Annotated in this window: 21 protein-coding genes; 14 read left to right on the top strand and 7 right to left on the bottom strand. The window is 65.2% G+C overall.

Features of this window, described 5'->3' with window-relative positions:
* Positions 1-355: 355 nt before the first annotated feature.
* On the top strand, positions 356-2,092 hold the full coding sequence (locus tag LU493_RS03890) for an OFA family MFS transporter (protein ID WP_275286479.1): 1,737 nt from the start codon (positions 356-358) through the stop codon (positions 2,090-2,092).
* Between the two features lie 79 nt (positions 2,093-2,171).
* Here LU493_RS03890 and LU493_RS03895 read toward each other — a convergent pair whose 3' ends face one another.
* Both LU493_RS03895 and LU493_RS03900 read right to left on the bottom strand, forming a co-directional pair.
* The gene (locus tag LU493_RS03895) at positions 2,172-3,518 is read right to left on the bottom strand and encodes a uracil-xanthine permease family protein (protein WP_275286480.1); all 1,347 of its coding nucleotides are present in this window, start codon (positions 3,516-3,518) and stop codon (positions 2,172-2,174) included.
* 62 nt (positions 3,519-3,580) lie between these two features.
* Positions 3,581-4,936, bottom strand: coding sequence for an 8-oxoguanine deaminase (locus LU493_RS03900; protein WP_275286481.1), 1,356 nt, complete (start codon positions 4,934-4,936; stop codon positions 3,581-3,583).
* A gap of 423 nt (positions 4,937-5,359) precedes the next feature.
* On the opposite strand from LU493_RS03900, the gene LU493_RS03905 reads away from it, so the two are divergent.
* From LU493_RS03905 to LU493_RS03925, 5 genes are read left to right on the top strand one after another with little or no spacing between them, the layout of a single operon-like run.
* Positions 5,360-5,905 (top strand): Csu type fimbrial protein, encoded by a 546-nt coding sequence (locus tag LU493_RS03905; protein ID WP_275286482.1) that lies wholly within the window; start codon positions 5,360-5,362, stop codon positions 5,903-5,905.
* Between the two features lie 29 nt (positions 5,906-5,934).
* Positions 5,935-6,438, top strand: a complete 504-nt coding sequence (locus tag LU493_RS03910) for a Csu type fimbrial protein (protein WP_275286483.1) — start codon at positions 5,935-5,937, stop codon at positions 6,436-6,438.
* A 5-nt stretch (positions 6,439-6,443) separates the two neighbouring features.
* Positions 6,444-7,193: a fimbrial biogenesis chaperone gene (locus LU493_RS03915; RefSeq protein ID WP_275286484.1), complete on the top strand. Its 750-nt coding sequence runs from the start codon at positions 6,444-6,446 to the stop codon at positions 7,191-7,193.
* 25 nt (positions 7,194-7,218) lie between these two features.
* The gene (locus LU493_RS03920; RefSeq protein WP_275286485.1) at positions 7,219-9,576 is read left to right on the top strand and encodes a fimbria/pilus outer membrane usher protein; all 2,358 of its coding nucleotides are present in this window, start codon (positions 7,219-7,221) and stop codon (positions 9,574-9,576) included.
* On the top strand, positions 9,576-10,580 hold the full coding sequence (locus tag LU493_RS03925; RefSeq protein ID WP_275286486.1) for a Csu type fimbrial protein: 1,005 nt from the start codon (positions 9,576-9,578) through the stop codon (positions 10,578-10,580). Before LU493_RS03920 ends, LU493_RS03925 begins: the two co-directional genes overlap by 1 nt.
* A 42-nt stretch (positions 10,581-10,622) precedes the next feature.
* Here the strand turns inward: LU493_RS03925 and serA are convergent, their stop codons facing one another.
* Positions 10,623-11,873 carry a phosphoglycerate dehydrogenase gene (gene serA / locus LU493_RS03930; protein WP_275286487.1) on the bottom strand — a complete coding sequence of 417 codons (1,251 nt, stop codon included), beginning with the start codon at positions 11,871-11,873 and terminating at the stop codon, positions 10,623-10,625.
* A gap of 411 nt (positions 11,874-12,284) precedes the next feature.
* On the opposite strand from serA, the gene LU493_RS03935 reads away from it, so the two are divergent.
* From LU493_RS03935 to LU493_RS03955, 5 genes are all read left to right on the top strand, one after another.
* Complete coding sequence (locus LU493_RS03935; protein ID WP_275286488.1) at positions 12,285-12,569, top strand: exodeoxyribonuclease VII small subunit; 285 nt, start codon at positions 12,285-12,287, stop codon at positions 12,567-12,569.
* Positions 12,553-13,437: a (2E,6E)-farnesyl diphosphate synthase gene (ispA, locus tag LU493_RS03940; RefSeq protein WP_275286489.1), complete on the top strand. Its 885-nt coding sequence runs from the start codon at positions 12,553-12,555 to the stop codon at positions 13,435-13,437. The genes LU493_RS03935 and ispA overlap by 17 nt, the downstream gene beginning before the upstream one ends.
* Before the next feature lie 14 nt (positions 13,438-13,451).
* Positions 13,452-15,419, top strand: coding sequence for a 1-deoxy-D-xylulose-5-phosphate synthase (locus LU493_RS03945; protein ID WP_275286490.1), 1,968 nt, complete (start codon positions 13,452-13,454; stop codon positions 15,417-15,419).
* Between the two features lie 135 nt (positions 15,420-15,554).
* Positions 15,555-16,325: a co-chaperone DjlA gene (gene djlA / locus LU493_RS03950; protein WP_275286491.1), complete on the top strand. Its 771-nt coding sequence runs from the start codon at positions 15,555-15,557 to the stop codon at positions 16,323-16,325.
* Positions 16,326-16,521: 196 nt separating this feature from the next.
* Positions 16,522-18,075: a Na+/H+ antiporter NhaC family protein gene (locus tag LU493_RS03955; RefSeq protein ID WP_275286492.1), complete on the top strand. Its 1,554-nt coding sequence runs from the start codon at positions 16,522-16,524 to the stop codon at positions 18,073-18,075.
* Between the two features lie 91 nt (positions 18,076-18,166).
* Here the strand turns inward: LU493_RS03955 and LU493_RS03960 are convergent, their stop codons facing one another.
* Together LU493_RS03960 and ribA are read right to left on the bottom strand one after the other, a co-directional pair.
* Positions 18,167-18,457, bottom strand: a complete 291-nt coding sequence (locus LU493_RS03960) for a hypothetical protein (protein WP_275286493.1) — start codon at positions 18,455-18,457, stop codon at positions 18,167-18,169.
* A 123-nt stretch (positions 18,458-18,580) separates the two neighbouring features.
* The gene (gene ribA / locus LU493_RS03965; RefSeq protein ID WP_275286494.1) at positions 18,581-19,216 is read right to left on the bottom strand and encodes a GTP cyclohydrolase II; all 636 of its coding nucleotides are present in this window, start codon (positions 19,214-19,216) and stop codon (positions 18,581-18,583) included.
* A gap of 129 nt (positions 19,217-19,345) precedes the next feature.
* Here ribA and hemE point away from each other — a divergent pair, with 129 nt between their 5' ends.
* Together hemE and speE are read left to right on the top strand one after the other, a co-directional pair.
* A complete protein-coding gene (hemE, locus tag LU493_RS03970; protein WP_275286495.1) occupies positions 19,346-20,410 on the top strand; it encodes a uroporphyrinogen decarboxylase in 1,065 nt (354 codons plus the stop codon).
* A gap of 171 nt (positions 20,411-20,581) precedes the next feature.
* Positions 20,582-21,442, top strand: a complete 861-nt coding sequence (gene speE, locus LU493_RS03975) for a polyamine aminopropyltransferase (RefSeq protein WP_275286675.1) — start codon at positions 20,582-20,584, stop codon at positions 21,440-21,442.
* Between the two features lie 21 nt (positions 21,443-21,463).
* Here speE and LU493_RS03980 read toward each other — a convergent pair whose 3' ends face one another.
* Positions 21,464-21,955, bottom strand: a complete 492-nt coding sequence (locus LU493_RS03980) for a hypothetical protein (RefSeq protein ID WP_275286496.1) — start codon at positions 21,953-21,955, stop codon at positions 21,464-21,466.
* Positions 21,956-22,137: 182 nt separating this feature from the next.
* Positions 22,138-23,064 carry a LysR family transcriptional regulator gene (locus LU493_RS03985; protein ID WP_275286497.1) on the bottom strand — a complete coding sequence of 309 codons (927 nt, stop codon included), beginning with the start codon at positions 23,062-23,064 and terminating at the stop codon, positions 22,138-22,140.
* 144 nt (positions 23,065-23,208) lie between these two features.
* Here LU493_RS03985 and LU493_RS03990 point away from each other — a divergent pair, with 144 nt between their 5' ends.
* Positions 23,209-23,985 (top strand): ferredoxin--NADP reductase, encoded by a 777-nt coding sequence (locus tag LU493_RS03990; RefSeq protein WP_275286498.1) that lies wholly within the window; start codon positions 23,209-23,211, stop codon positions 23,983-23,985.
* The last annotated feature ends 72 nt before the right edge of the window (positions 23,986-24,057 follow it).

Genomic DNA, 24,057 nt, shown 5'->3' on the forward strand with positions numbered 1-24,057 from the left:
CTGTGCTCCGTGCGCCTTGCGTGACCCACATGGATGTGGGAAATGCGATGGCCCGTCGGGAACGGGCCTAGCCTTCGTTCCGCTCGTCGATTTGTTCAGCGCTTCCCTAAGAAAGTCAGAATGTCTCGTTTTGCCGTGATCGCCTGGTGGCGGGGGGGACAATTCGGCCACATCCATGCCATCTCCGGTGCAGCGATCGTGACAAGATGTCCTTTTATCTATCTGATAATAAAGGATTTTTGTTTGACGTCGGTGGGGCGGAGTCCCATTCTTCCGTGGATGTGACCGCTTGTCGCATCACGACTGCAAGCGCGCCCGGGCAGGACGCGCGGTCAACACGGGAGACATTACAACAATGAGCAACGCCAACTCTCGCGGCATGTTCTCCTTCCTGCTGAAGGAGCACATTGTCGCCAAACCTGGGTTCAATCGCTGGCTTGTGCCGCTGGCCTCCATCGCGATCCATCTGTGCATCGGGTCGGTGTACGCCTGGTCCGTCTTCAACCCCGCCCTGACCCGCCAGATCGGGGGGGTGGCGCCGGCCGCCGGCGACTGGAACCTGTCATCCGTCGTCTGGATCTTTTCCGTGGCCATCTTCACTCTCGGGCTCGCAGCGGCTTTTGGCGGCAAGTGGCTCGAGGAGGTCGGGCCGCGCATGGTCGGTGTGGTCTCCGCCTTCTGCTGGGGCGGTGGCTTCCTGGTCGGCTCGTTGGGCATCGTCAGTCATCAACTGTGGCTGATCTATCTCGGCTATGGGGTCATCGGCGGCTGTGGGCTGGGGCTGGCCTACGTCTCGCCCGTCTCGACCCTGATTCGCTGGTTTCCCGATCGTCGGGGCATGGCGACCGGCATGGCGATCATGGGTTTCGGAGGTGGCGCGATGATCGGTGCCCCGCTGATCGGCTATCTGCTCAACGCCTTCGCCGAGGCGCCGACCTATCTCGGCAGTGCGGAGACGGTAGAGCTGATGACCGAGGCGGGGCGGCGTTTCGCCGAGACGGCCAATGGCCAGGTCGAGGTGGTCGTCGCTTCGGCGGCCCAGGCCGCCGAGCTGCCGGGCGGAGGCGAAGCCGGCGTCTATGCGGTGGGCACGGGGAATACCGGGGCCGCCGCGACCTTCGTGACCCTCGGGGTCGTCTATTTCGTCATCATGATGATCGCGTCCTTCAGCTATCGGGTGCCGCCGGCCGACTGGAAGCCGGAGGGTTGGACCCCGCCCGAGGCGCGGGAGAGCAAGTCGATGATTACCCGCCATCACGTGCATATCAATCAGTCGCTGAAGACACGGCAGTTCTGGCAGATGTGGATCATGCTGTGCTTCAACGTGACCGCGGGGATCGGGGTCATCGGGGTGGCCAAGACCATGATGACCGAGATCTTCGGCTCCACGATGCCGGGCATCGTCACCGCGGCCTTCGCCTCGACCTATGTGCTGATGATCTCGGTCTTCAACATGGTAGGGCGTTTCTTCTGGGCCTCGACATCGGACTATATCGGTCGCAAGAACACCTACCATTGCTTCTTTGTGCTGGGCACCCTGCTCTACATGTCGATTCCTTTCCTGGCCTCGGCCGTCAGCAGCAACCCGAATGTCATCTATCTGGCGGGGTTCTATGCGGCGACGATGGTGATCTTCACCATGTACGGGGGCGGTTTTGCGACCATTCCGGCCTATCTGGCCGATGTCTTCGGCACCTTGCATGTCGGGGGGATTCACGGCCGCATACTCACGGCTTGGTCGACTGCCGGCATCCTGGGGCCCTTCGCCATTACCTTCCTGCGCGACATGTCGCGTCACAACGCCATCACCGAGCTGGTCGCCAAGGTCGATCCGGCGGCGTTCCGCGAGGCCTTCGGCGCGCCGGTGGCCCAACTGGATGCGCTGGTGGAGGCGAACACGGTCACCATCGCACGCTTGATGGAGATCGTGCCGCCCGACACGGTGGATCCGACGTCCAGCCTCTACAACACGACCATGTATGCCATGGCGGCGCTGCTGGTGATCGCCTTTTTCGCCAACCTGTTCATTCGTCCGGTGGGTGAGCGGCATCATGTGGAGAACACGCACCCCGAGGCGGCGCCGGCGAAATAGCGGCGTTCGGGGCATGCCCACGAAAAACGGGGCCTCGCTGCGCGCGAGGCCCCGTTGCGTCGAAGGGTAGAGACGTCGTTCAGACGTCGCTGCGGAAGGCACGATCCTGACGCGGCAGCACGAGATTGAGCACGATGGCGCACAGCGCGCCGGGGATCAGGCCCGACTCGATGATGGCCTGAACGTTCTCGCTGTAGGCGGCGTAGATGCCTTCCTGGGCCGGCAGGCCGATGGCCGCCGACAGCGAGATCCCGATGATCACCATATTGCGCTTGTTGAAGTCGATATGGGACAGCATCTTGATACCGGCACTGGCGATCATGCCGAACATGATCAGCACCGTGCCGCCCAGCACGGCATTCGGGATGCCCGAGACCAGGCCACCCAGCTTGGGCAGCAGGCCGGCCAGCATCAGGAAGCCGCCGCCGATGGCCACCACATAGCGACTGACCACCCCGGTCAGGGCGACGATACCGACGTTCTGGCTGAAGCTGATCTGCGGATAGGCGTTGAAGATGGCGGCGAAGACGCTGGACAGGCCATCGGCCATCACCCCGCCGGACAGCTCCTTCTTGGTCGGCTCGCGGTCCATGCCGCCCGAGGTGGTGCCGACGATGTCGCCGATGGATTCGGCGCAGGTGACCACCGCCAGCAGGACTACCGGCACGATGGCGGCCAGGTGGAACTCGATGCCGATGGCGAAGGGCACCGGGAGCGAGAACCAGTCTGCCTGGGCGACCGAGCCGAAGTCCACGTAGCCCAGGGCGGCGGCGACGATGAAGCCGATGACCAGCCCGATCAGGGGTGCGGTTTCGGACCAGATGCCTCGGCCGAACTGGTGCAGACCCAGGATGATCACCAGCACCAGGGCGGCGAGCAACAGGTTGTGGGCAGCCCCGAAGTCCTCGGCGCCGAAGCCGCCGGCGGCGTAGGCGAAGCCGACCGGCATCAGCAGGGTGCCGATCATGATCACGAAGGTACCGGTCACCACCGGCGGGAACAGGAAGCGTACCCAGGGCAGAAACAGGCCTACCAGGGCCATGGCGACCCCGCCACACAGCGCGGCACCGAGCGCCGCGGGTACGCCCATGCCCACGGCGATGGGGATCAGGACCGGCACGAAACCGAAGCTGGTGCCCATCACGATGGGCAGGCGGGCGCCGATGGGACCGAGCCCCAGCGACTGCACCAGAGTGGCAACCCCGGCCACGAACATCGCCGCCTGGATCATCAGCGTGGTCTGGGCGTCCGAGAGATCAGCGGCGCCGGCAATGATGATGGGCACGGTGACGTTGCTGACGAACATCGCCAGTACGTGCTGGATGCCCAGCGGGATGGCCCGTGCCAGGGGGGGCATGGCGTTGACGTCGTGGGTGCTGCGCACCTGCGTCTGGTTGGCCTCGGTGGCGACATCGGGTGTCGACATTGGGTATCTCCTGTTGTCGTTGTTGGGAACCCGTTGATGAGCCGCCGCGCGACGGCGCTGTCTCAGAGCGCTCGCCTGAGGGTGGCGGCGGCGGCGTCGTGCTGGGCCAGCAGGGCGTCGAGATCGACGCCCACCGGCCGGCCCTCGGTCACCCGCCATTGCCCGGCGACCATCACGCGGTCCGCGCGATGGGCACCGCACAGCAGCAGGGCGGCGATGGGGTTATCGGCACCGGAAAAGCGGGCCTCGTCCAGGGTGAACATTGCCAGGTCGGCCTGTTGGCCGGGGGCGAGACCACCGATGTCGGTGCGACCCAGGCAGGCGGCGGAGCCGCGGGTCGCCCAGCGGATCACATCGTCGTGGGTCACCCGGCTCGGCGAATAGCGCAGTCGTCCGAGCAACAGTGCCTGGCGCATTTCTTCGGCGAGATTGGAATGATCGTTGGAAGCGGATCCGTCCACGGCCAGTCCCACCGGACAGCCGGCGGCTTCCAGATCCAGGGTGCGGCACATGCCGGAGCCCAGCACCATGTTCGACGAGGGGCAATGAGCGATGCCGGTACCGGCCTGGCCGAGGCGTGCCACCTCATCGTCGTTGAAGTGGATGCCATGGGCCAGCCAGGTGCGGTCGCCAAGCCAGCCGGTCGCCTCGAGGTAGTCCAGCGGGCGCATGCCGAACAGGCGCTGGCAGTAGGCCGTTTCGTCCTCGGTCTCCGCCAGGTGGGTATGCAGTCGCACATCGCGCGTCTCGGCCAGGCGGGCGCTTTCCTGCATCAGTTCGCGACTGACCGAAAAGGGGGAGCAGGGGGCCAGCGCCAGGGTGATCATGGCGCCATCACCACGCTCATGATAGGCGTCGATCAGGCGCGCGCTCTCGTCGAGGATCGTCGCTTCGTCCTGTACCACCGACTGTGGCGGAAGGCCGCCATCGTCGCGGCCCACGCTCATCGAGCCGCGTGTCAGGGCGGCGCGCACGCCGAGGCGACGGGCGGTTTCTACCTGCACGTCGATGGCCCGGGTCAGGGCCCCGGAGAAGACGTAATGGTGGTCGGCCACCGTGGTGCAGCCGGACATCAGCAGCTCGACCATGGCCAGCTCGCTGGCCAGGGCCATCTGTGACTCGTCGAGGTTGGCCCAGACATCGTAGAGCGTGGTCAGCCAGGGAAAGAGTTCCTTGTTCAGGGCCGGCGAATAGGCCCGGGTCAAGGTCTGGTAGAAGTGATGATGGGTGTTGACCAGCCCCGGCAACAGGACATGACGCGAGGCATCGAAGGTGGCATCGACCCGGCTCTCGGGGCGTCCTCCCGCCGGTACCGCCTCGACGATCCGTGAGCCCTGGACGACCACGCCGCCGGCGGCGCTTGCCTCGCTGCAGGCGAGTGGGTGCTGTATCCAGAGTGTCTGTTCATTCGAGTTCATCAGTGGAGTCCTCCTCGGGTCCCGCGTGCACGCGGCCCCTGCCAGTGGCAAAGGGTTACCCAAGTCTCGCAACCGACCTGAGGCTTGGTTCAGGTGCCTTTGTGTTTGTGTGTACCCGTGGTTAAACAATTACGGGTAATTATTGTGTACAAAATGAGAGCCGAAGGCTCGACTGTCAAGTCATTCCGGCGAGGGCGGGCGTCAACGGGCATTGTCCATGCGTAACGTGATGAAAAGGTTTGGTTTACTCGGATCCTGCGGGAAACCATGGGTATAGCATGAGTCGAAGTTAACCTTGACAGGTATGGAGTTTCTCACCATAGCTGAATTAACAATTACTAAATGGTTCATCATACGACACTGGTCCATGCCGGTAGTATCGGTTGGCGCATGAACCGAGTGCAGGAGACTGGAGGGAATGTCATGTCGAAATGGCAGCATGGTCGACTGTTCAAGAGCGGTTTTCTCATTCCATTCCTGGTGAGCGGTTCAGCGTTCGCTCAGAACGTCACCGGGACCATCGACGTATCGATCGAGTTGACGGCAGCCTGCGAGGTCAATGAGTCGACGTCCACCAGTGGCGTGGATTTCGGCAGCCTGGATTTCGGCAGCCACTCCACGCTGTTCGTCGATGCCGACGCCGAGGTGCTCAACGGTGGCTCTGCCATCGAAGTACTGTGCTCGCCCGGGGTCACGCCGTCCTTCCAGATTTCCGGCGGGGCGAACGACGGCGACAGTGGTTCGCAGAATCACGCCATGGCCGATGGCGGCGGCAATTTCGTGCCTTATTCGATTTTCACCGATGCCGCGCGAACCAGCGTTCTCGATGCCGGCACGCCTCATGCGCTATCCGGCACGGCCGATGGCATCACCCCCCAGACCCTGGCGCTGTATGGCCGGGCCTATGGTCAGCCGGGGCTGGCGGCGGGCAGCTACAGCGACACCCTGAACGTTGAACTGTCATTTTGAGGCGCGGCGCGTCGTGGACAACGGCGCTGTTGGCAAGCCTGATGCCGGTTCAGGAGGGGGTGGCGCAGGCGGCACCCCAGGCCAGCTTTCAGGTCTCGGCCACCATCAGCGAGGGGTGCCTGGTCAACAGCGACATCCCTGAGGGGGTCGCATCACTGGGCGAGCTGGGGCGGCTGGACTTCGGCACTGCCTCCTCGCTGTCGCAGCAGACTCATGCCTCCGCGCTGGTCGATGCTACCGGTGTAACCCTGAGCTGCACGCCGGGGCTCGACCTGACCATGCGTATCAATGGTGGCCTCCATGCCAGCGGCGGCGTTCGCCACATGGAAAACGGCGAGGGGGCGGTTCTGGCCTATGCCCTGTTTGCCGATGCCGGTCATCAGCAGGCTATCGGCATCGACTCGCCGCTCGCCGTCGATACCCTTGCCGACCCGAACGATATTGCCTTGCCGGTACATGGACGGCTGACACTGCCCGGCGCACGGCCTCCGGGCGTCTACACGGACCGTTTGACGGTGACTCTGGAGTGGTGATGGCGATGAGACGGCGATGGTTCCATGCGGTGAGAGGCCTTGTGGTGGCCGGCCTTCTGGCAGCGGCGCTGCCGGCCGGTGCCAGTGCCCTGATGATCTGGCCGATCCATCCGGTCATCGAGGATGGCCAGTCGGCAACGGCGTTGTGGCTGGAGAACCGTGGCAGCGAGCCGGTGCTGATTCAGTTGCGTATCTTCGGCTGGCAACAACGAGATGGCGAGGACCATTACCGGCGTCAGTCCGATCTCGTGGGCAGCCCCCCCATGATGGAGATAGCGCCAGGACAGCGTCAGCTGGTGCGTCTGATTCGTCGAGCACCGCCACCCTCGGAGGGGGAACGGGCCTGGCGCGTCATCCTGGACGAGATTCCGACATCCTCTGCATCCGATGAGCCGGCCGGACAGCCTCGGGCCGGTGTCGCGTTGCAGATGCGCTACTCCTTGCCGTTGTTCGATCACGGCGCAGGTGTCGTGCCCGAGCACGGCGATGAGGCCGCGTCCATGCTCGACTGGCGTGTCATCAGCGAGAGTGGCCGTCGTTACCTGGAGGTGCGCAATCGTGGCGAGCGGCATGCGCGTCTCACCGAGGTGGCGTTCGATCGGCGAACCACCGTTACCGATGGGCTACTGGGGTACGTGCTGGCCGACAGCCATCGCCGTTGGCCGCTGGAGGGGGTGACCCCGGGTGACGCTCTGTTCGCCCGGGTCAATGGCGGGGAGCCGGTGCGTCTTGCGAGATGGTCATCGGTACCTTGAACCCGGATCCGGACAGGGTATGCCGATGCGGAGTCTCCGACGACTGTGCCGAGAGGGTATCTGCCTGTGGTGGTTGGTCATGCCGCCGCTCGTCGAGGGCCAGGACCTGCCACCGCCGCCGGCCGCCGATGCCGCCCTGGAACGAGAGACCCCGCTGCACCTGGAACTGGTGCTCAACCAACGACCGACCGGACGGGTGGTCGCGGTGACTCGCCGTGGGACGGGGCTACTGATCGCGCCGGAGACGCTCGGTGCGATCAGACTGCCCGAGCAGCTGACGTCGGCGGAGCGCCTCGACCTGACACGGCTCGAATCGGTCGAGGCGCACTATGATGCGCCGCACCAGCGGCTGGAAGTGACGGTGCCTGCGGCATGGCTGCCTCGACAGCAGTTGGGCGGTCGGCGGGGGCGCGCGTCCTCCGAAGCGCTCAGCAGCCCCGGTGCACTGGTCAATTACGACCTGCATGTCAGCGAGGCGCGCCGCGGCACCACACGTGCTTCGCTATGGCATGAGGCTCGGCTGTTCGGACTGGGAGGCAGCTGGCGCAGTACCGGTGCCTGGCGCGAGCGGCTGGGATCGGCATCCGGCGACGCGGTCGACGAATCAGCCTATGTCCGCTTCGACACGACCTGGCGCCACGATGATCAGCGGCGCTTGTTGAGCTACGAGGCAGGGGATGTCGTCACTCGCCCCCTGAGCTGGACGCGGGCCGTGCGGCTGGGGGGCGTGCAGGTGTCGCGCGATTTCGCGATCCGCCCGGACCTGATCACCTATCCGTTGCCGAGCTTCTCCGGCGAGGCCGAGGTGCCCACCACCCTGGACCTGTTCGTCAATGGCAATCGGGTCGAGCGTCGTGAGCTCGAGCCCGGCCCCTTCACGCTGTCTGATGTGCCGAGCATCAACGGGGCCGGCGAGGCGAGACTGGTGACCGAGGATATCCAGGGACGTCGTCAGGTCAGGACCCTGCCCTTCTATGTGACCAATGAGCTGCTCAAGCCGGGGCTGGCCAGTTTCAGTGCCGGTGCCGGTGCCCTGCGGCGAGGCTATGGACAGCGCAGTTTCGACTACGGCGAAGCGGCGGTCAGTGCCTCTCAGCGCATCGGGATCACCGAGACGCTGACGCTCGGTGGACACGCCGAACTGGCCGACTCCCTGACCCTGGGCGGTGCGGGCGTGACCCTCGGGCTCTGGCGTGCCGGCACCCTGGCGTTGGCGTATCAACACGCGGAGGGGGAGTTCGGCAAAGGGGCGGCCCATAGCCTGGGGTATCAGTATCGAGGCCGGCACCTCAGTCTCGGCGCTCGGCATGAACGCCGGGAGGCGGGGTTCGCCGATCTGTCCGATGTCGTGGCTCGCCAGGCCCCCGAGCGTGCCCGCACGCGGACGCAGGTGACCGCTGGCGCCTCGCTGGGTGACTGGGGCAATGTCGCGGCCGGTTACTTCGAGGTCGATGACGGTGTGTCGACCCGGTTGCTGAACCTGTCCTATCAGCGTCCGCTGTGGCGCAAGGCACATCTGTCGCTGAGCGCCAACCGTGAGATCGGCGGGGATTGGGGCGGGCTCTTGCAGGTCACGCTAGCCCTCGGCCATGGCCAGGGTGTCGCGAGTGCCGGCATCCAGCACGATGCGGATGGCGAGCCGGCCCAGCAGCTGCAGTACTCGCGTGCCGCACCGCTGGAGGGTGGCTGGGGCTGGGACCTTGGGGTACGCCGCCGTGAAGGCCAGGCGATCTATCGCCAGGTGGATGTCCGCCGCCGCGGTGACAGGGCCACCTGGCGGCTGGGGATGCAGGGGACCGGAGAGGACGACACCTATTTCGGCGGTCTGAGCGGCTCGGCTGTCTTCATGGCCAGACGCGGCTTTCTAGCCAACGAGGTCAACGACAGTTTCGTGGTGGTGTCCACCGATGGCGAGGCCGATGTGCCGGTGCGCTACGAGAACCAGACGGTCGGACGCACCGATGAGGAGGGTTACCTGCTGGTGCCCTGGGGGACGGCCTATTATCCCGGCAAGTATGAGATCGACCCACTCGCACTGCCCGCCGAGGTGGCGACACCGGAGGTCGAGCGACGCGTGGCCGTCGCGTCGCGTAGCGGCTATCTACTGTCGTTCGAGCTGCCGCGTCGCACGTCCGTCAGCCTGCGCCTGGTGGATGTCGATGGCGAGGAGCTTCCGCTCGGTGCGAGGGTGCACGCATCGAATGGCGAGCATGCGGTGGTTGGCTGGGACGGCATGACCTATCTCGAGACGGTATCGGCGGGAATGCGCCTGCGCGTGGCGCTGCCGGATGGTCGCCAGTGCCTGGCGACACCGTCGTTGCCCGATGATGCGGAGGGGCGCCTGGATCTGGCGCCCGTGACCTGCCATGACGAGGAGACGTGATGGGGACCTTCATCAACCCTGCCTGGCGGGGGAGCATTACCCTCTTCCTGCTGCTGGTCGTGGCGTTCGGTGCGACCTCCGCCCGAGCCTGCGATGTGGTGGCGCCGAATCCATTGGCGAGTTTCGGTAACGTGAGCTCGCTGACGGTGGCCAGCAGTGTCCAGCAGACATCGGCGCAGCCCAACGCCGGTGTGGAGTGCTCGGCACCGTTGCTGTCGGTACTCGATACCGACTACGTGAATGCAACGCTCTCCAGCGCCAGTGGCGGTCAGCTCGTGGCACCCACGGGGGATGCCATCGACTATGACATCTTTGCCGATCCCGGCGGTCAGGTGCCGCTGACGCTGGGCACCACCTACGATTACTACAACACCACCCTGCTGGATCTGCTCGGCCTGCTGGGGAGCAATGGCCCGATCGAGCTGCCGATGTATTACCGCACTCTGCCGGGCTCCGCCGGCAATGTCGCCGCCGGTCTCTATACCGATACCCTGACCGTCAGCTGGAATTGGTCCGTCTGCGAGGGACTCGGCATCGGGGGGCTCTGCCTCGGCCGGGACAACGGGAGCGGCACCAGCACCATCACCCTGCAGCTCGAGGTCCTGCCGGACTGCGTGATCGACGCCTCCGACCTGGATTTCGGCTCAGCGCCGCTGGTGGCGGGGTTCAGCCCGGTGACCCGGACGCTCTCGGTGCGCTGCACCAAGGGGCAGGCCTACAGCGTGGGGTTGAGCGATGGCCAGCATGCCGCCTCCGGCCAGCGGCGCATGGCGTCCTCGGGCGAGTATCTACGCTATGAGCTCTACAAGGGGGCCAGCGGGCTGTCACGCTGGGGAAGCCAGGGGGCGGAGCGACGCGATTCGACCCAGGCGGACAGTGCGCCGGGCAACCATGACGGCGTGACCGCCCAGGGATTCATCTATCGCGGCATTATCGACGAGAATCAGCCGACGCCATCGGCCGGCGTCTATACGGATTCGGTCGTCGTGGAGGTGGCGTTCTAGGAGGGAGTGGCAGGCGCCGCCCGTGGCAGCGCCTGCAACGGATCAGCCTTCGAAGCTGGTTTCCGAGTAGAGTACCCGCACGCGCAGGGTATGCGTCACCTTGCTCAGTGCCTCCAGGGCGCGGGGGCCGTATTCCTTGTCCACGTCGATGACCACGTAGCCGATGCGCTCGTTGGTCTGCAGGTACTGGCCGAGGATATTGATGTCGTCCTCGGAGAGGACCCGGTTGATCTCGGACATCACGCCGGGCACGTTCTCGTGGATGTGCAGCAGGCGGTGCTTGCCGGGGTGGGCCGGCAGGGCGACCTCGGGGAAGTTCACCGAGGTGATGGTGGTGCCGTTGTCGGAGAAGGTCACCAGCTTTTCGGATACCTCGATGCCGATGTTCTCCTGGGCCTCCAGGGTGGAGCCACCGATGTGTGGGGTGAGGATGACGTTGTTCAGGCCGCGCAGCGGGCTGACGAACTCCTCGTTGTTGCCCTTGGGCTCGACCGGGAAGACATCGATGGCCGCCCCGTTGAGTCGGCCGGCCCGGAGGGCCTCCGCCAGTGCCTCGATCACCACCACGCTGCCGCGGGAGGCGTTGATCAGGATGCTGCCCGGCTTCATCAGGCCGATCTGCTCTTCACCGATCATCCAGCGGGTGGAGGGCAGGTCCGGAACGTGCAGGCTGACGATATCGGCACGCGCCAGCAATTCCTCGAGACTGCCCACCTGACGGGCATTGCCCATGCCGAGCTTGGTCACCACATCGTAGTAGATGACGTCGAAGCCCAGTGCCTCGGACAGCACCGAAAGCTGGGCGCCGATGCTGCCATAGCCGATGATGCCCAATGTCTTGCCCCGGGCCTCATGGGCGTTCCTGGCCGACTTCAGCCAGCCTCCCTGATGGGCGCTGGCGCTTTTCTCGGGGATACCGCGCAGCAGCATGATCGACTCGGCCAGCACCAGCTCGGCTACCGAACGGGTGTTGGAGTAGGGGGCATTGAAGACGGGGATACCCCGCACCAGGGCCGCATCGAGGTCGACCTGGTTGGTGCCGATGCAGAAACAGCCCACGGCCACGAGCTTCTCGGCGGCGGCGAAGACGCGCTCGTTGAGCTGGGTACGGGAACGGATGCCGATGAAGTGGACGTCACGGATCTTTTCGATCAGCGATTCCTCGTCCAGCGAGGTCGACAGGTGTTCGATGTTGGTGTACCCGGCATTCAGGAAATTGTCCACTGCGCTCTGGTGGACGCCCTCGAGCAGCAGGATCTTGATCTTGCTCTTGTCCAGGGACGTTTTGGCCATGGTCGAATCAACCCCTTCTATGGTGCGCGCCGCATGCGTTTCAGGAAGGTGACGTCTGGGTTGTCGGGGCATCTGCCCGGCAACCTCAGGCGCTAAGGAAACGCTGAATAAATCGCCGAGCGTGATGAAGCGCAAGGCGCGCGGAGCACAGAAAGCGAGACATAACAGTCTGTTAGGCGAGCTTTCGAGCATCGCACAACACAGCGATTCACACGCGCAGGCATTTAAGCAGTGTTTACCTAAACAAGGGCCGATATCTTACCACAGCACGACCCGCTGCGGATGAAAATGCCGCGTGGCCTGGATGAGCGGCTTGCATGATGGGGCGCGCGTCCGGGCGCGGGGCAGACGACCCCCGGGGGGGAGCGTGTATACTATCGCCCTCATGGTGAGATGGCGACGAGGGCAGCCATGGCGGGACAGGACAAGCAGCGACAGGACACCGAGGAAACGGCACCGGCGGATTTTGCGGCGACCGTGGAGCGTCTGGAGGCGTTGGTGGAACAACTGGAATCCGGTGAGTTGTCGCTGGAGGCGTCGTTGACGGCCTTCGAGCAGGGCGTTCGCCTGACCCGTGATGCCCAGCGCCGACTCGACGAGGCCGAGCTCAAGGTTCGCACCCTGACCGAGGGCGAGGAAGGCGGCATCGATCTCAAGCCCTTCGCGTCACCCGAGGAGGATGACGGTGAACATTGAGCGCGTGATGATCGAGGATCGGCGCCGAGTGGACGAGCGTCTGGAAAGGCTCTTCGCGCGCGGCGAGGCGGCGCCCTCGGCGCGTCTGGACGCGGCCATGCGCCATGGCGTACTGGTCGGCGGCAAGCGCCTGCGGCCGGTGCTGGTCTATGCCGCGGGCCGTGCCCTGGGGGCCGGTGACGAGGCCCTCGATGGGCCGGCGATGGCCGTGGAACTGGTGCATGCCTACTCGCTGGTGCACGACGACCTGCCGGCCATGGATGACGATGACGTACGCCGTGGCCGGCCCACCGTGCATCGTGCCTATGACGAGGCCACCGCCATTCTGGCCGGCGATGCACTGCAGACCCTGGCCTTCGAAGTGCTGGCCGATACCGGTCATCCGCGTCTTTCGGCGATGGTCGGTACCCTGGCCCGTGCCGCCGGACGCGATGGCATGGCGGCCGGCCAGGCACTGGACCTGGATGCGGTGGGAGGCCATCCCGACCTGACGGCGCTGGCGACCATGCATCGTCACAAGACCGGTGCGCTGATCCATGCCGCCGTGCGGCTGGGTGGGCTGGCTGCGGTGGCCGAGGGCGACGAGCGCCTGCTGGCGCTGGAACGCTACGCCGCCGCCATCGGGCTGGCGTTCCAGATTCGCGATGACGTGCTCGACGTGACCGGCGATACGACCGTTCTCGGCAAGGCCTCGGGGGCGGATGCCGCCCGTGACAAGCCGACCTATCCCACTCTGCTGGGGCTGGAGGGGGCCGATGACAAGGCCCGATCCTTGGTGGACGAGGCCGTATCGGCCCTGGCGCCGCTGGGCGAGGCCGGCACCGTGCTGGCCACCCTGGCCCGATACATGATCGAGCGTGACCACTGAACCACAGGGCCAACATGAAGCTGTTCGATGACATTCCGGTCGAGCGTCCGGCCACGCCGCTGCTCGACACCCTGGAAACACCGGCCGCGCTGCGTGCCATGGACGAGGCTCAGCTGGTGCAGGTGGCCGACGAGTTACGTGCCTATCTGCTCTACAGCGTGGGCGTCTCCGGTGGCCATTTCGGCGCTGGACTCGGCGTCGTGGAGCTGACGGTGGCACTGCACCATGCCCTGGAGACGCCCCATGACCGCCTCGTCTGGGATGTGGGTCACCAGGCGTATCCGCACAAGATTCTCACCGGTCGCCGTGAAGCGATGCAGCATATTCGCCAGTTCGGTGGCCTGGCGGCGTTTCCGCGCCGCAGCGAATCGCCCTATGACACCTTCGGGGTAGGGCATTCCAGCACCTCCGTTTCCGCTGCTCTGGGCATGGCGCTGGCCGCCCGCACGCGAGACGAGAAGCGTCGGGTCTGCGCGGTGATCGGCGACGGCGCCCTGTCCGCCGGCATGGCCTTCGAGGCCCTGGCCCACGCCGGCCATGTGGATGCCAACCTGCTGGTGATCCTCAACGACAACGAGATGTCGATCTCCGAGAACGTCGGCGGCATGGCCAGCTACCTGGCTCGGATTCTGGCCAGCAAGCCCTACACCAGCATGCGCGAGGGCGGCAAGAAGGTGCTGTCGCACCTGCCCGGCGCCCTGGAGCTGGCCCGGCGAACCGAGGAGCACATGAAGGGCATGGTCAGCCCGGCGACGCTGTTCGAGGAAATGGGCTTCAACTATATCGGCCCGCTCGATGGTCATGATCTGCCGACCCTGGTCCAGACCCTGCGCAACATGCGCGATATGGACGGGCCCCAGTTCCTTCACGTGAAGACGCGCAAGGGGCGTGGTTTCCTGCCCGCCGAGGCCGACCCCATCGGCTATCACGCCATCACCAAACTGGAGAAGAACGGCGAAACGCCGCCGCCGCTCAAGCCGACTCAGCCGGCTGTCGCGCTCGGGGAGAAGAACGAGGCATCGCACTCGAAGCCGCGCAACGATTTATCGCGCCCGAAGCCGCGCAAGTATTGCAACGTCTTCGGCGACTGGCTGTGCGACATGGCGGCCGCCGACGAGCGGCTGGTCGGTATCACGCCGGCGATGCGCGAGGGTTCCGACCTGGTCCGGTTCTCCCAGGAGTACCCGGGGCGCTACTACGACGTGGCGATCGCCGAGCAGCATGCGGTGACCCTGGCCGCCGGCCTGGCCTGCGAGGCGATGAAGCCGGTCGTGGCCATCTATTCCACCTTCCTGCAGCGTGGTTACGATCAGCTCATCCATGACGTGGCGGTGCAGGCGCTGGACGTGACCTTCGCCATCGATCGTGCCGGCGTGGTGGGTGAGGATGGCCCCACCCACCACGGGGCGCTGGATCTGAGTTACCTGCGCTGCGTGCCGGGCATGGTGGTGCTGGCGCCCGCCGACGAGGCCGAGTGCCGCGCGCTGCTCAGTGCCGCCTATCATCATCCCGGTCCGGCTGCCGTGCGCTACCCGCGGGGTACCGGTCCCGGTACGGTGATTCCCGAGCATCTCGAGGCGCTGCCCATCGGTGAGGCCGAGATGCGTCGTCGTGCCGATGGCGATGGCCCGAGGGTGGCGCTGCTGGCCTTCGGTAGCCTCAATGGGCCAGCCGCCGAGGTGGCCGAGCGCCTCGATGCCACCCATCTCAACATGCGGTCGATCAAGCCGCTGGATCGTGAGGCGGTACTGGCGGCGGCCGACGAGCATGACCTGCTGGTGACCCTGGAGGAAAACGTGGTGGCCGGTGGTGCCGGAAGTAGCGTCGGCGAGCTGTTGGCCGCAGAAGGGCGCCGGACGGCGCTGCTGCATCTCGGCCTGCCCGATGCCTTCGTCGAGCATGGCAAGCCGGCGGAGCTGCTCGCCGAGTGCGGGCTCGATGCCGAGGGGATCGAGGCCTCGATCAGGCATCGCCTCGGCTGATTGCCGTGAGCTCTCCGACGGACGCCTGCCATCACCGTCGGGGGATCGGCGTCATGGGACAGCCGCATCGCGCCCGTCCTGCCCGGGGTGCTATGCTCCCCGCCATCTTTGCGAGACGTGTTTCAAGGAGTCGACATGCTGGCCATGGTGCTGATCGGTGGGTTGCTGGGATTTCTGGTCGGCGGCCCGGTGGGTCTGCTGATCGGGGGTGGCCTCGGCTACTGGCTCGTCCGGCGTCTGCGTCGGAGCATGCTGGGTCGATTGGCCGGGGTGCAGGCGCAGTTTCTCGAATCGACCTTCGCGGTCATGGGCTGCATGTGCAAGGCCGATGGCCAGGTCTCCGAGGCGGAACTCGATGCATCCCGGCAGTTGTGGGATCGCCTGCGGCTGAGCGAGGAGCAGCGTGCTAAGGCGCGGGCCGATTTCACCCGGGGCAAGGGTGCGGATTTCGACCTCGAGGCGGAGCTGGCCAAGATCCGGCAGATCGTGGGCACCCAGCCCGCTCTGCGGCAGGTGTTCCTGCAGGTGCAGCTCGCGGCCATCGCCGCCGATGGCGAGCTCCACCCCGCCGAGCGCGACATGTTGATGCGAGTGGTGCGTGGACTGGGCTGTTCTGAGGCCGAGATCGCCCAGATCGAAGCCATGCTGCGGAGCTCTGCCGAGGGAGGTGCCACGACGCATGAAATCTCGCTGGAGGATGCCTACCAGGTGCTGGGCGTGTCATCCGATGCCAGCGACGCCGAGATCAAACGCTGCTATCGGCGCCTGATGAGCGAGAACCACCCCGACAAGCTGGCCGCCAAGGGCCTGCCGGAGAACATGCGCGAAGTGGCCAAGGAACGCACCAGCGAGATCGGCAACGCCTACGAGCGTATTCGCAAGGCGCGCTCCGCCGACGCGGCCTGATTCCTGCGGCGGCATTCTTTCGTCACGACGGCCCGCGCTTTCCGGAATGTGACATGGTGGTTGCCGGGCCGCCTGGACCGGCCTAGGATGCGCGGCGACCCGCCGGCCCGGTGGGGACGACGCCTCTGCCTCGGTCCGGCCAAGCGATGCCGAGGCATTCTTGTGGTGATCGACAAGAATTCCAAGGAGACCCCTGATGTCTTTCGGTCCGCTTTCCCTCCTGCCGCCCGTGCTGGCCATCGTGCTGGCGCTGGCGACGCGCAACGTGATACCGGCGCTGTTCTGCGGCGTCTGGCTGGGCGCCACCATGCTCAGTGGCGGCAATCCGGCCGCTGGCCTCTACGACAGTTTCAACGACTTCATCATCCCGAGCGTGGGGGATGAATGGAGCGTCACCGTCCTGATCTACTGCGGTCTTTTCGGCGTGTTGATCACGGTGCTCCAGCGCACCGGCGGTGCCCAGGCCATCGCCCGGGCCATTTCCGAGCGGGTCGCCTCGCGCCGTGGGGCCCAGGGAGCGACCCTGGGGCTCGGCATGCTGATCTTCTTCGAGGACTACTTCAATGCCCTGACGGTGGGCAGCGTGATGCGCCCGATCACCGATCGCATGAAGGTCTCCCGGGAGAAGCTGGCCTATATCGTCGATTCGACCTCGGCCCCCATGTGCCTGCTGGGCCCGGTATCCACCTGGGTGGTCTTCGTGATGGGGCTGATCGGCACGCAGTTGACCGAGATGGACATCAGTGGGTCCGAGTACCTGATCTATCTCTCCTCCATCCCGCTGAATTTCTATGCCTGGCTGGCACTTGGACTGATCGCCTTCATCGTCATCACCCAGTGGGATTTCGGTCCCATGGCGCGCGCCGAGCATCGTGCCCGGACCACCGGCGAGGTGCTGGCCAAGGATGCCACGCCGCCTTCCGATCGGGAGGTCGCCGAGATGGACGTTATCCCGGAAGCCCAGGCGCGCAAGCGCAACATGCTGGTGCCGATCGCCGTGCTGGTGCTGATGATTCCCCCGATGTTCCTGTGGACCGGCAATTACCCCGAGAATGACCTGGTCACCGCCGTGGGCGAGGCCAATGGTGGCCTGTCGATCCTGATCGCCACCTTCGTGGCGGTGGTCGTCGGCCTGGTCATGGGGATGCAGCAGAAGCTCTTCGACTTCCGTGAGTCCATGGATATCGTCGTCTCCGGTATCAAGAGCATGACGCTGGTCTACATCATTCTGACGCTGGCCTGGTCGATCGGCAGCGTGACCTCGGAACTGGGGACCGCCGATTATCTGGTGACCCTGGCGGAGGCGAACATCGCACCCAGCCTGGTACCGGTGCTGCTGTTCCTGATCGGCGCCCTGGTCGCCTTCACGACCGGGACATCCTACGGCACCTTCGCGATCATGATCCCCATTGCCATGCCGGTGGCGATGGCAATGGATCTGTCATTGTCGCTGGCGATTGCCGCCGTTCTCAGTGGCGGCATCTTCGGCGACCACTGCTCGCCGATCTCCGATACCACCATTCTCTCCTCGGCGGGCTCCTCCTGCGATCATATCGACCATGTGCGCACCCAGCTGCCCTACGCGGTATGCGCCGGGTTGGCCGGCATCCTGGCCTTCTTCATCGCCGGCCTCGCCGACAGTGCGCTGGTCGGCGGCCTCGCCGGCGTCGTGGCGCTGGTGGTGATGGCGGTAGTGCTGCGTGCTCTCTGGGGCAGGACGACATCGCGCGACGAGGCATTCGTCGATTGAGAAGACGGCGCCGCCCTGTCCTGCGAGCATGAAAAAGGCCCCTTCTGGAGGGGCCTTCTTGCGTCGAGGAGCCTGTCGGAAAACGGAGTTTTCAGGTAGTGGCTTCCCGAGCCGGCTTCAGCGGATCCTCTGTCACGGCAATGTCTGTCTCATGCTGCTGCTGGGCACGCAGCTTGAGGCGGGCCTTGGCCATGGCGGCACTGCCGCTGCTGGCGACCAGATCGGCAGAGGCGTCCGCCTGGACCTGGGACGTCGGTGCATGCTGGCTGACGGCGGACAGCGGCTCGTTGAGCTGCAGGGCGCGCTCGGTGGCCGGGTCGGCCTGGGCGGCCAGGGGCAGGGCGGCGAGCAGCAGGCTGGCGGTCATCAGTTTGGTTTTCATCTCGGGTACCTCGCTTGCGATGTTTTGATAACATGCATTTTATTAGCGAGCTAAGTGTAAAGCCAGAGAAAACTATCGATCGATGCGATCGTTCCAGACTATTGATATCGTCGGGAAGCGGTGTCAGGGCTTTCGTTCTATATCCACATCGCCGGCCGGAGTGAAATCGCCTAGCGCCATCATGTGGCCGAGCTTGCCGGCCTTGGTGGACAGGTAGTGCTCGTTGTGCGGGTTGAGGCCCGTGGTCAGACCCACTCGTTCGACCACGTCCACGCCGACCCGGGTCAGGGCTTCGACCTTGCGGGGGTTGTTGGTCATCAGCCGGAGCGAGTCGATGCCCAGGTGCTCGAGCATCGGCAGACAGAGGTCGTAGCGGCGCAGGTCGGCAGAGAAGCCAAGCTGCTCGTTGGCCTCGACAGTGTCGGCGCCCTGGTCCTGGAGATGGTAGGCGCGGATCTTGTTGAGCAGGCCGATGCCGCGACCTTCCTGGCGCAGGTAGAGCAGCACGCCGCGTCCTGCCTCGGCGATGCGCTTGAGCGCCTCCTGGAGCTGGTAGCCGCAGTCGCAGCGCATCGAGAACAGGGCGTCGCCAGTGAGACATTCGGAATGCACGCGGCCGAGCACCGGCTGGCCATCGGCGACATCGCCCAGGGTGAGGACGACATGATCCTTGCCGGTAGCTTCGTCTTCGAAGCCGTGCATGGTGAAGGTGGCCCATGGAGTGGGGAGCCGGGAGGCGGCGATGTAGCGAATCGTCACGATGTACCTCGATGAAGGACCGGGCGTGGCCGTCGGGATGATGTCATTCTATCAGGAAGGCGAGTCGGGCTCACGGTCGAGCCTGATGGGTTACAATGGCGACCACATTTTCCGTGGATGAGCGAACGCATGGAACTCGAGAACGACCGCCTGCTGCGCGCCCTGGCGCGTCAGCCCGTTGACCGCACACCGGTCTGGATGATGCGTCAGGCGGGCCGCTACCTGCCGGAGTATCGCGAAGTACGCGCCGAGGCGGGCAGCTTCATGGATCTCTGTCGTGATCGTGACAGGGCTTGTGAGGTGACGCTGCAGCCACTGGAGCGCTACCCGCTGGATGCCGCCATCCTGTTCTCGGATATCCTGACCATTCCTGATGCCATGGGGCTGGGACTGTACTTCGAGACCGGCGAGGGCCCGAAATTCCGCAAGCCGGTGCGCACGCCCGAGGCGGTAGAGGCGCTCACCGTCCCCGATGCCGAGCGTGATCTGGACTACGTGATGAATGCCGTCACCACCATCCGTCGTGAGCTGAAGGGGCGCGTGCCCTTGATCGGCTTTTCCGGCAGTCCCTGGACGCTGGCCACCTACATGGTGGAAGGCGCCTCGAGCAGGGATTTCCGTCATGTGAAGGCCATGCTCTATGACACGCCGGATACCATGCATCGACTGCTCGACCTTCTGGCCCGGGCGGTGACGGACTATCTCAATGCCCAGATTCGCGCCGGCGCCCAGGTCGTGCAGATCTTCGATACCTGGGGCGGTGCGCTGTCGACGCCGGCCTATGAGACTTTCTCGCTGCGCTACATGAAGCAGATCGTGGACGGCTTGATCCGTGAACGCGAGGGGCGGCGCGTGCCGGTGATCCTGTTCACCAAGAACGGTGGCCAGTGGCTCGAGGCGCAGGCGGCAACCGGTGCCGATGCCCTGGGGCTGGATTGGAGTACCGAACTGGCTGGCGCCCGGGAACGGGTTGGTCAGCGTGTCGCGCTGCAGGGCAACCTGGACCCCAATGTGCTGTTCGCCCGTCCTCGGGCGATCCGTGACGAAGTGGCGCGAATCCTCGACAGCTACGGCACGGGACCCGGCCATGTCTTCAACCTGGGCCATGGCATCAGCCAGTTTACCGATCCCGAGCGTGTCACGGCCTTCATCGAGGCCCTGCACGAGCTGAGCCCCGCCTATCATCGGCAGTGACCGGCACGCGTCTCGGGAATCCCCGGGCTCGCGCTGGCCCCGGGCCAGCGGCAACAGGGCCCTGTATCGCCATGATCCCGGCATGAAGGCCCGCCGGGGTCGACCTATCCTGCGGGCCGCCGCGGACATGCGGGCGCGGCCTGCCGCCATTCGTTACCTCGAGGGTCCATGATGAGCACGTCTCCTGATTCCGGCTGGTTCACCGAAGTCTTCGACAGCCAGGGCAGCGCCTTCGCGCTGAAGGTCACCGACAAGCTGCACGAGGTGCACAGCGACTACCAGCATCTCGAGGTCTACGCGACCGAGTCATTCGGCAACCTGCTGGTACTGGATGGCTGCGTGATGCTGACCGATCGCGACAATTTTCTTTATCACGAGATGATTGCGCATCCGGCCTTGTTCACCCACGCCGATCCGAAGCGAGTGGTGATCATCGGTGGCGGTGATTGCGGAACCCTGCGCGAAGTACTGCGCCATCCCGGCGTGGAGAGGGTCACCCAGATCGATATCGACGAGGAAGTGACCCGGGCCGCCGAGCGTTTCTTCCCTTGCCTGACCGAGGCGAACGACGACCCTCGCGCCGAACTGGCCTTCACCGACGGTGTGCGCTGGGTCGACGAGGCAGAGGCCGGGAGCGTCGATGTGCTGATCATCGATTCCACCGATCCGGTGGGGCCAGCGGAAGGGCTGTTCACCACCGATTTCCTGCGCCGTTGTCATCGTATCCTGCGCCCCGGCGGGGTGATGGTGCAGCAGAGCGAGTCGCCGCTCTACCACAGCGGTTCGATCATTCGGGAGCTGCGTCACGACATGTGCGAGGCTGGTTTCGGCAGCGTGGCGACCCTGCCGTTCCCGCAGCCCGTCTATCCGTCCGGCTGGTGGAGCGTCACGCTGGCCGGCAAGGGATGCGACGTGAATGACTTCCGTGAGCGCGATGCGCGGGACGCCGGTCTGCCGCTCGACTACTACACCGCCGAGGTACACCGGGGCGCCCTGGCACTGCCACCCTTCATGCGCCGGGCGTTCGACTGAGGCCCGGGACCGGCGGTGTCTTCACAGCCGGGGCTCGTGACGGGAAACGGGCTCCGCCTCGCCGTCGCTCGGGTTCCATGTCGGTTCGTCGCCACCCTGGCGTCGGGTCGACGTCGACTGGGCGACGCGGGCGCTGCCGATGACCTCATCGTCCATCGAGACCGGACGTGCCGAGGACGTCCAGGCGCGTTCGGTGTCGTGGACGGCCGGGCGCCGATCGAAGGAACGGGTCACCACATCGCCCGGTGCGAAGCCGGCGCGAAGGCTCGCCAGGTGGTAGGGCAACAGCCATAGTTCGGCGATCAAGCGAACGCCGACCATGGCCAGCAAGAGCACGCCGCCCCCGAGGGCAAGGCGTGGCCAGGCGGCTAGCCAGGTCGTGTCGGCGACCCAGGGGGTGTGCGGCGCCAGCCACAGGCCACCGGCCACCAGCAGGCCGAGCTGGATGACGGCGTGGCAGAACAGCAGGGTGCGTCGCGGCAGGGGGTGCCGGGGAAAGAAGAATTGCCGCATGTCGAGTCCTCCGGATAGCGTCGGCGGTTGGGGGCCGAGGTTGCGCCGGCGCTCCTTGCCGGTGAGCCCGCATCCTACCCTAGACGGCGGCGGCCGGGCAGTGTCCGCGAAGACCGACGCCGGGTGTCGCCAGGTGCCGTCTCCCGTGTCGCCGGGCCGTGATGAGCGGCGCCGGACGTCCATCAGGAGTAATAGGGCAGATCGATCTGATCGCTGCTGCGAATGCCCTCCGTCATGTGTCGGCATTGCTTGAGAAATTCCCGCATGCCGGTGGCCAGATACTTGTGGCGGTGCCAGATGAAGGCGAACTGGCGACTCAGGTCCAGGTCGGGTGTCGGAATCTGCACCAGGCTGCCGCGCCGGAAGGCATCACGCAGGGCCAGCTTGGAGACGCAGCCGATGCCCAGGCCCGATTCCACGGCCCGCTTGATGCCTTCGGTATGTTCCAGTTCGAGCAGGGTATTGAAACGCCCGCGGCGATGACGCGCGGCCTGTTCCAGTGTCAGTCGGGTGCCCGACCCCTGCTCGCGCATGATCCAGGCTTCCCGCAGCAGGCGATCCAGTTCCACCGGCCCCTGGTTCGCCAAGGGGTGGCGCGGTGAGCAGAATATCGCCAGTTCGTCCTCCACCCAGGGCTGGGTAATGACGTCGTCCTCTTCGCACTGGCCTTCGATCAGCCCCAGGTCGAGTTCGTGCTGCCGAACCTCCTCGACGATGGTACGCGTGTTGCGGACCTGCAGACGCACGCGGCTGCCGGGATGGCGCTGCATGAAGTCGCTGATCAGCAGGGTGGCGAGGTAATTGCCGATGGTCAGGGTGGCGCCCACGTCCAGGGTGCCGATGCCCTGCTGGCCGCGCAGCAGTTCCTCGACCTCCTCGGCTCGATCGAGCAACGCCACGGCCTTGGGCAGCAGCTGGAAGCCCAGGGCGTTCAGCTTGAGTCGTTTGCCGAGGCGGTCCAGCAATCGGCAGTCGAACTGCCGTTCGAGCTCGGCCAGGGCGGTACTGGCCGCCGACTGCGAGAGCGCCAGTGATCGGGCGGCTCGGGAGACACTCTCGTGCTGGGCCACGGCGACGAAGACCTCGAGCTGACGCAGGGTATAACGCATCCGACGGGCTCCCGGACAGTTTATCCATAGTATAGATAAGCTTTATCCATACAATTCATTTAACAGATATTCTGGCCTTCCTTAGAATCTGTTGCAAAGAGTAGATAGCCTATATATGCGTTTCCGGAATATAAGGGTGCCGACATGAGCAAGTTTGCCGAGGAAGAGGTCCTCAGCGTCCATCACTGGAATGACACGCTGTTCAGCTTCCGTACCACTCGTGAGCGCAGCCTGCGCTTCAAGAATGGTCAGTTCGTGATGATCGGCCTGGAGGTCGAGGGCAAGCCGCTGATGCGCGCCTACTCCGTCGCCAGCCCCAACTACGAGGACCACCTGGAATTCTTCAGCATCAAGGTGCCGGATGGCCCGCTGACCTCTCGGCTGCAGCACCTCCAGGTCGGCGACAAGATCATGGTCAGCCGCAAGCCTACCGGCACGCTGGTCACCGACGATCTGCTGCCGGGCCGCAATCTTTACCTGCTGTCCACCGGCACCGGCCTGGCGCCGTTCATGAGCCTGATTCAGGACCCCGAGGCCTATGAGCGCTTCGAGAAGATCGTGCTGGTCCATGGCGTGCGCAGTGTCAGCGAGCTTGCCTACGCCGACTTCATCTCCAAGGAACTGCCGGCGCATGAGTACCTGGGCGAGGAGATCAGCGAGAAGCTGGTCTACTACCCGACGGTAACGCGGGAAGACTTCCACACCACCGGCCGTCTGACCGACCATATCCGGACGGGAAAGCTGTTCGAGGATACCGACCTGCCGACCATCGATCCCAAGCAGGATCGTGCCATGCTCTGCGGCAGCCCGGCGATGCTCGACGAGACCAGCTCCCTGCTCGACGAGCTGGGCTTCAATATCTCGCCGCGCATGGGCGACCCCGGCGACTACGTCATCGAGCGGGCCTTCGTCGAGAAATGACCGTTGCCCGGGCTTCGTCCGGGAGCTTCCGAGAGCTGTAAGCCGTAAGCTTGAAGCTGGAAGAAAAAACCG

This window comes from Halomonas elongata (assembly GCF_029081005.1).
GTDB classification, from domain to species: domain Bacteria; phylum Pseudomonadota; class Gammaproteobacteria; order Pseudomonadales; family Halomonadaceae; genus Halomonas; species Halomonas elongata_B.